Here is a 6,969-nt window from a genome sequence, read left to right as displayed (position 1 = left end):
GTCGGGGTGCCAGGTGCCGGCGGAGTCGCACCAGGGGCAATGCACCGGGCAACCGTGGAGACGAATGAAAAAAGCGGACTTTCCCATATGGGCACCTTCACCCTGCCAGGCATGAAAACGTTCATAGACTGGCAATGCCCGGCTCATTCTTAATCGCTGGATTGATATGTTGCAGAGTTTTTGGAATCTTCCTGCAGGTATACCGATCGTATCCATACCCGTTCATCGGTGCGCTTTCGCACAATTGGGTCGAAAGTCTTGTGCAGGTACCTGGCAATTCCTTCGCAAGAGGCATTGGGAACTGCCAAAAGTTTGATTAAACCTTCATTCTCTAATTCATTTAACTTTACCAGCTTGGGGTCGTTTTCCCAGACGGCCGTGGCATGGTCCAAATGTTCATCGATCCAATCTTCGATGAAATGAAGATCTCCAAAATCAATCACAAATCCATTATCGTCCAATTCCTTGGATTCAAAAGTCAGGGTAATGGACCAGCTATGCCCATGTAATCGAGAGCACCGGCCCGTATGGTTGGGTTGCCGGTGGGAGAGTGGAATGTCCCGGTAAGTCTTACTGCATGTAATCATGAAATATTAGAAATTTAGTCGTCCTCATATTCGGTAGGGTCTTCGATCTTGGCGAGTGCAAATGCTTCTTTCCTCTCCACACAGGTTCCACATTTTCCACAATGTTTTTCCCGTCCGGCATAGCACGACCAGGTAAGTTCGAGAGGGGCTCCAAGTTCATTTCCTTTTCTGACCAGCTCTTCCTTACTGAAATTTACGAAGGGTCGGTGCAGGTTAAGGTTTTGCCAGTCAGCAAGCCCAAGTGCTTTTTCCATGGCATCAGCAAATTCGGGCCGGCAATCTGGATAAATGGTATGGTCTCCGGCATGGGCGGCATAAGCAATCGTATCAAACCCGATGAAAAGGGCATGGCCACCGGCGAGGGCCAGCAGGATCATATTGCGGTTGGGCACGACCGTTGCCTTCATCGATTCCTCCGCATAGTGCCCTTCGGGCAGTTCGACCTGGTCGTCGGTGAGCGAACTTCCTCCAAGCAGGGGACCGAGGTCGGGCAGTCGGAGGATGCGATGAGGTAGACCCAATGCATCTGCAATCTTTTCTGCCTGTTGGAGTTCCTTGGCATGACGCTGACCATAATCGATGGAGAGCAGGCGGGTTTCCGCTCCGTCCGCCAGAAGTTGGGCGGCGAGGACGGTGGAATCCAAACCACCGGAGAATAAAACCAGGGCTTTCATAAGAAAACGTCTGGGTAATCAGATGGGGGGCATCCCGTAGGCCTGCCGGCACCTGGCCACCTGAGCGAGTACGGTTTCCAGATCATCGGCGAGAAAATTGGCATGTCCCATCTTTCTTCCTGCCCGAGCACCCGCCTTGCCATAGAGGTGAAGGGTGGCACCGGGGGTATCGAAAATTGGGGTCCAATCAGGAGGAGTATTTTCATCTGCCCATATGTCGCCCAGTAGATTGAGCATGGCACAGGGCTTTTTCAACGCGGTCGAGCCGAGGGGGAGTCCGCAAATAGCCCGGGCTTGCTGTTGGAACTGCGAGGTCATGCATCCATCGATGGTATGGTGACCGGAATTATGCGGACGGGGGGCGATCTCGTTGACCAGCAACCTGCCCGCCTTGGAGATGAAAAATTCCACAGCCAGAATACCTACATAGTCGAGGGTATCAGCCACTCCAACCGTCACCTTGCGTGCCTCCTCCGAAATATTTTCGGGCAACCGGGCAGGTACGATGGAGACATCAAGGATGTGGTTGCGGTGGATGTTTTCAGCCGGGTCATAAGTGACCACATCGCCGGCTGCTCCACGGGCAACAAGAACTGAAATTTCCGTGTCCAGTTCCACCCGTTCTTCAAGCACCGCACGCTGGGAATCAAAAGACTGCCAGATAGTCGCGAGATCCTCAGTGGTGGCATCCCCTGAAATCTTTTGCTGGCCCTTACCGTCATATCCAAATTCGGCGGTTTTAAGAATGCAGTCCCGACCGATCTCTTTCACCCCGTTTTTCAGTTCATCCAAATCGGTGATGATGAAGTGGCGGGCACAACCAAACCCATTGTCGGACAAAAACTTTTTTTCCCGCTCCCGGTGCTGACTGGTGATGATGGAATGGGAATTGGGACGCAGGGGCACGCGTTCCTCCACCTGCTTGAGCATCTCGCCGGGCAGGTTCTCAAACTCTGCGGTAGCAACATCTACCTGCGAGCAAAATTTTTCCAGTGCTTGGCGGTCGTCAAAAGGTTGGTGCATTATTTCGTCGGCCACCTCGGCGGCTCCGGAGCGGTCCCCACCTGTCCAGGTCAGTATTTTGTACCCTATGGGCCGGGCGGCGAGGGCGAGCATACGGCCAAGCTGGCCGCCGCCAAGCACGCCAATCCAAGCGTCGCTTCCGGGTTGAATCATCCGTTGCTGGGAGGGGATAGTTCGGATGCCTTTACTTTTTCGCTCTGGGCTTTTCGAAAGTCATCCAACTTACCTGCCAATTCCAGGTCACCGGCAGCTGCGAGCATCGATACGGCAAAGAGGGCAGCATTTACTGCCCCGGCGTCTCCAATGGCAAAAGTGGCGGTGGGAATGCCAGCTGGCATCTGTACGATAGAGAGAAGGGAATCCACCCCATTTAGTGCCTTTGACTTGATGGGCACTCCAAGAATAGGAAGGGGAGTCATGGCGGCTGCCATACCAGGAAGGTGGGCAGCACCTCCTGCTCCGGCAATGATACATTTCAGCCCACGATCCTTGGCGGACTGGGCATATTGATATAGGAGGTCGGGGGTACGGTGAGCACTCACCACCTTGGATTCCCACTTCACTCCAAAATCAGAAAGGGTCTGGGCAGTTTTTTCGAGGGTGGGCCAGTCGGACTGGCTTCCCATGATGACTCCCACTACGGGCGTATTGTTCTCTGTCATCTAGAAGGATTGTAAGAATCAACGGAATGCGGGCAAGTCCATTCCTTCCGATGCGAGGCGATCAAGGTTGGGAGTTTTTAGCCCCAATTTTTCGTTGAAGGCACGGACCGAATCGATCCCCATATCATCGGCATAGATCAGGACGATGTTGGGCTTTTCGAGGGCCCATGCAAAGGTGTAAATGAGAAAACTGAATAAGATGGGGATCGTTTTCATAAGGAGTTTACTCGGTTAATTAAAATCAAAGGGCATGGGGCTTTCGAACAAAAAGGATTGTCCTAATTCAGCGAGTGCAGAATCCAGAGATTTTCCCAGCCAGCTTGGATGGGAGAGGGCGGGATTGAGGTCGTGAAGGGGGCGTAGAACAAAGTCGCGCAGTAAAATGCCGGGGTGGGGGAGTCGCAGGTCGGGCAGGTTGAGGGTCTCGTCTCCGTAGAGCAGAAGGTCGAGGTCGATGATCCGTGGGCCGTTTTCCCGGATTACTTTTTTACCAAGCTTTTGTTCGATTTCCTGCAAGCGGGCGAGGAGATCGAGCGGGTCTAAATCGGTGGAGATACGGGCGGCGGCATTATAAAAATCGGGTTGGTCGGAAAACCCGTAGGGCTTGGAACGGTATAGCTTGGATACCCCAAGAACTTGGGCGAAATCAGAAATCTGCCCGATGGCTTTATGGAAGGTCGCTGGTGGGTCTCCAAGGTTGCCACCCAACCCAAGATAGACCTCAGCACTCAACCTCTACTCGGATGGCAGACAAGCCGAGCTTATTGACATAGCGCGGTTTATTGATGATCAAACGCACGGAATCGGCCGGGAATTTTTCCTTCAGTCCTTTGCTCAGTTGGTCGGCCAAGCGTTCGATGGTTTTGCCATCGTAATTTCCACAATAATTACGGATGTGTTCAATGACATCGCGATAGTCAATCCCATCCGCCAAATCATCGGACTGAGAAACCTGAGCAAAGGAATGTTCGATCTCCACAGTTACGGTGAGGTCTTGCGGAGCGTATAATTCCTCCTCCAATAGTCCGATGCGGACCATGACTTCAATATCTTCGAGTACGATCTTTCCCATAGTTTTAAAATTAGAATGGGAGATTTCTACTCGGTTGGATCGATCAGGGCGAGCCCCTTTGCCACTTCCAATGCCTGTACGGTTTCGCGAACATCGTGGGCACGGATTATTTCTGCACCCCGGGCAACCCCGGCAAGGGCAGAACAAAGGGAACCTCCCAAACGGTCCAGGGGGTCGGGGGCGTTGCAAAGATGATCAATCCAAGACTTGCGCGAAGATCCCAGCAGGATGCCCCAGCGAGGATCAATCAATTCATCCAATTCCCTCATTAATGCGAGGTTGTGTTCAAGGGTCTTGCCAAATCCGATTCCCGGATCAATCCAGAGCCTGGGAAGTTCGAGGGCTTGTAGGTCTTCTGCCTTTGCATCAAAAAAGGCTCGTACTTCATCAACCACATCATCGTATTTTGGAGAGTCCTGCATGGTTTGGGGCGACCCTTGGGTGTGCATTACTACATAACCTGCCTGAAAGCGTGAAGCATGTTCGAGCATCTCCTGGTTGCCACCCGAGACATCGTTTAGAATGGAAATACCGGCTTGAAGACCAGCAAGTGCAACCGCTGGTTTGGTAGTGTCGAGCGAAAGAACAAAGTCTTCTTTAAGCAACCTTTCGATAACGGGGAGCACGCGGGCGAGTTCATCCTGCTCGCTGACGGGTTCACTTCCCGGGCGGGTACTTTCTCCACCGAGGTCGATGATTTGAGCCCCTTGTTCGAGCATGTGGCGTGCATGGGTAACCGCATCTTCAGGGCTGAGGAATTGACCGCCGTCGGAAAAAGAGTCCGGAGTGAGGTTTAATATCCCCATCACCGCGGGGAAGTGAAGACTGACGGATTGACCGTTTAATTGATAATCAGGCACAGGCTCCTTCAATCAGAGAATCGTACATTTGGCGAACCTGATTGAATAGGATGTCCCCACGGGAATTCCATCCGAGTTCGGAGAGGGCACTAAGAGGGGCAACTCCTCGACCCGTTCCACAGAGAAGAATTTCATCAAAGTCGGAAAGGTCGTTGTCCTGAGGTGCACCCCGGGTAATGGAAAATTCGGAATTCAAAAGAGGAAGGAGTTTACGGAGTACGATTCCTTGAAGAATGAATTTTTCTGGAATTAACAAGTTTTTGCCCGTGGCAAAGATAAGATTCGAAGTGGCGGTTTCACGTATGTCATTATCCTTGGGATCGATGATCACCCAGTCCTCCTTCTCCACCTCCAATTCGGAGAGGGCTCCATAGAGTTCTTTCTCTGCGGTCGATTTAGCCAAGGGTTCTGGCCGGCGATAGTTTAAAAGCCAACCTTCTACGGGATTGCCATCTGAATTTGCCGGGCGGTCACTCAATCCAATCAGGTCTTCAAATAAACAAATTCGCACGAGGCCGGAATAATCATTCCCGAGATCATTAAGGTAAGAATTTAGCCGTCCAGAAATTTCTGTTGAGTCGGGAATCCAACCCAAATTGAGGCGTTTACCTGAATCAAGCAATCGGTCGAGGTAATCTGAAAGAAAGGGAGTTTTCCTGTTTGGATAGACACGAAAGGTGGAAAAAGCACCGGGGCGACCCCAGGGCTCAGGATGATTTTCGGGTTTTCCCGCTGTCGTCCAAGCTTGCATTACGAATGTTCTCGATCAGCTGATTTCCTGATAGAGTTAAAAAAGATTCCGGATGATACTGCAAGCCAAAGAGTTTGCTATCCAGATCCTCAAAACTCATGGGTACTCCGCCTATCGGGTCGTGACCAGTCATGCGGAGGGAAGGAGGTAGTGCGGGCAGGCTTGATGGGTCAATTTGTAGGGAATGATATCGAGCGACTCGTAAAACATCGCTCATTCCATTGTAGGTGGTTGAGGAAGGATCGACCGATATATCCGTTTCCACTCCGTGAAGTACCCGGGATTGGCGAGTTATGCGGGCACCTTCCCGCTCTAAAATCAGTTGGAAGCCCAGGCAGATCCCAAGGATGGGCAACTTGCCACGCCATTTATCATAGATTGCCTGAGTTTCTGGATAATCTGCCGGGCTACCTGGCCCGGGGGAAAGTACGAGCATATTTGAACATTCTACGAGTTCGTGGCTTACCTTCTTACGATCGACGACATGTATCTCATCGAATCCGGCAAGCAAGTGCTCGAGGTTGCGGGTGAATGAGTCCTGATGGTCAATAAGCAGGATCATTGCAAAAGATCGAGCAAGGCTTGAGCCTTAATTTGATTTTCACGATATTCGTATTCTGGTGTGGAGTTGACCACGATGCCTCCACCCGCCTGGGTATAGCAACGATCTTCCAAAATTAACATCGAACGGATAATTAAATTGAGTCGCATATCTCCCCCGTCTTCAAGGACGCCAAAACTCCCCGTGTAGGGTCCACGAAAGCAGGGTTCCAGGCGATCAATCCATTCCATGGTTCGGGTTTTGGGACATCCAGTAATACTACCACCTGGGAGCATACCTCGGAGAATGTCAGATAAGTTAATTTCTGAACGGAGTTCGCCACGGATGGTCGAAACCAGATGGTGTAAATGGGAGTAGGTTTCAACTTCGCGAAATCTTTCCAGTCTTACACTGCCTGGTACGCAGAGTGTGGACAGATCATTACGTTCCAAATCTACAAGCATGTTGTGCTCGGAAACTTCTTTTGGATCTCCCAGGAATTGTTCAATGACCGAATGGTCGGAAGCATTGGGCTCACGGGCATAAGTTCCACCGATTGGACGGGTAACAATCTCTTTCCCCGTTTTTTGAATCACCACTTCTGGAGAGCAACTAACAATGGAAAACTCTGGAGTTTTTAAAAGAAAGGCTTCAGGGGCAGGGTTAGCTTGAGAAAGTTTTGCATAGGCAAGGAGAGGATCGATCTGTGCATTCGCTTCGAACCGTTGAGAAATTTTGATCTGATAAGTTTCCCCATCGAGAATGGCTTCGCGGGCCTGGTGAAATAAGTTCTTATATT

The 6,969-nt window shown here is 51.1% G+C and carries 11 protein-coding genes and 1 pseudogene; all 12 read right to left on the bottom strand.

From position 1 onward, the window contains the following. Positions 1-147: pseudogene (locus tag ACKPQ4_RS01865) on the bottom strand (7-carboxy-7-deazaguanine synthase QueE); the annotation flags it as partial. 2 nt (positions 148-149) lie between these two features. Beyond that, positions 150-587: a 6-pyruvoyl trahydropterin synthase family protein gene (locus tag ACKPQ4_RS01860; protein ID WP_407679510.1), complete on the bottom strand. Its 438-nt coding sequence runs from the start codon at positions 585-587 to the stop codon at positions 150-152. 14 nt (positions 588-601) lie between these two features. Further along, entirely contained in the window at positions 602-1,261 is a 660-nt protein-coding gene (gene queC, locus ACKPQ4_RS01855; RefSeq protein ID WP_407679509.1) for a 7-cyano-7-deazaguanine synthase QueC, read from the bottom strand. A gap of 18 nt (positions 1,262-1,279) precedes the next feature. Beyond that, on the bottom strand, positions 1,280-2,437 hold the full coding sequence (locus ACKPQ4_RS01850; protein ID WP_407679508.1) for a 5-(carboxyamino)imidazole ribonucleotide synthase: 1,158 nt from the start codon (positions 2,435-2,437) through the stop codon (positions 1,280-1,282). Further along, positions 2,434-2,946 carry a 5-(carboxyamino)imidazole ribonucleotide mutase gene (gene purE / locus ACKPQ4_RS01845; protein WP_407679507.1) on the bottom strand — a complete coding sequence of 171 codons (513 nt, stop codon included), beginning with the start codon at positions 2,944-2,946 and terminating at the stop codon, positions 2,434-2,436. The genes ACKPQ4_RS01850 and purE overlap by 4 nt, the downstream gene beginning before the upstream one ends. Before the next feature lie 18 nt (positions 2,947-2,964). Further along, a complete protein-coding gene (locus tag ACKPQ4_RS01840) occupies positions 2,965-3,162 on the bottom strand; it encodes a hypothetical protein (RefSeq protein WP_407679506.1) in 198 nt (65 codons plus the stop codon). A 15-nt stretch (positions 3,163-3,177) separates the two neighbouring features. Continuing rightward, positions 3,178-3,678, bottom strand: a complete 501-nt coding sequence (gene folK, locus ACKPQ4_RS01835) for a 2-amino-4-hydroxy-6-hydroxymethyldihydropteridine diphosphokinase (RefSeq protein WP_407679505.1) — start codon at positions 3,676-3,678, stop codon at positions 3,178-3,180. Then, positions 3,668-4,018 (bottom strand): dihydroneopterin aldolase, encoded by a 351-nt coding sequence (locus tag ACKPQ4_RS01830; RefSeq protein ID WP_407679504.1) that lies wholly within the window; start codon positions 4,016-4,018, stop codon positions 3,668-3,670. The genes folK and ACKPQ4_RS01830 overlap by 11 nt, the downstream gene beginning before the upstream one ends. A gap of 26 nt (positions 4,019-4,044) precedes the next feature. After that, complete coding sequence (gene folP, locus ACKPQ4_RS01825) at positions 4,045-4,824, bottom strand: dihydropteroate synthase (RefSeq protein WP_407679511.1); 780 nt, start codon at positions 4,822-4,824, stop codon at positions 4,045-4,047. A 46-nt stretch (positions 4,825-4,870) separates the two neighbouring features. Continuing rightward, positions 4,871-5,629 carry an aminotransferase class IV gene (locus tag ACKPQ4_RS01820; RefSeq protein ID WP_407679503.1) on the bottom strand — a complete coding sequence of 253 codons (759 nt, stop codon included), beginning with the start codon at positions 5,627-5,629 and terminating at the stop codon, positions 4,871-4,873. Further along, the gene (locus ACKPQ4_RS01815) at positions 5,586-6,191 is read right to left on the bottom strand and encodes an anthranilate synthase component II (protein WP_407679502.1); all 606 of its coding nucleotides are present in this window, start codon (positions 6,189-6,191) and stop codon (positions 5,586-5,588) included. The genes ACKPQ4_RS01820 and ACKPQ4_RS01815 overlap by 44 nt, the downstream gene beginning before the upstream one ends. Then, positions 6,188-6,969, bottom strand: a 782-nt coding sequence (locus ACKPQ4_RS01810; protein ID WP_407679501.1) for an anthranilate synthase component I family protein, incomplete at its 5' end; no start/stop codon positions are given. The genes ACKPQ4_RS01810 and ACKPQ4_RS01815, both read right to left, overlap by 4 nt.

The sequence above is a fragment of the Candidatus Chordibacter forsetii genome, from assembly GCF_964187505.1.
Taxonomy (GTDB): domain Bacteria; phylum Verrucomicrobiota; class Verrucomicrobiia; order Opitutales; family Seribacteraceae; genus Chordibacter; species Chordibacter forsetii.
The sequence above is the reverse complement of the archived record's forward strand: the minus strand, read 5'-3'. Positions and strand labels throughout refer to the sequence as shown.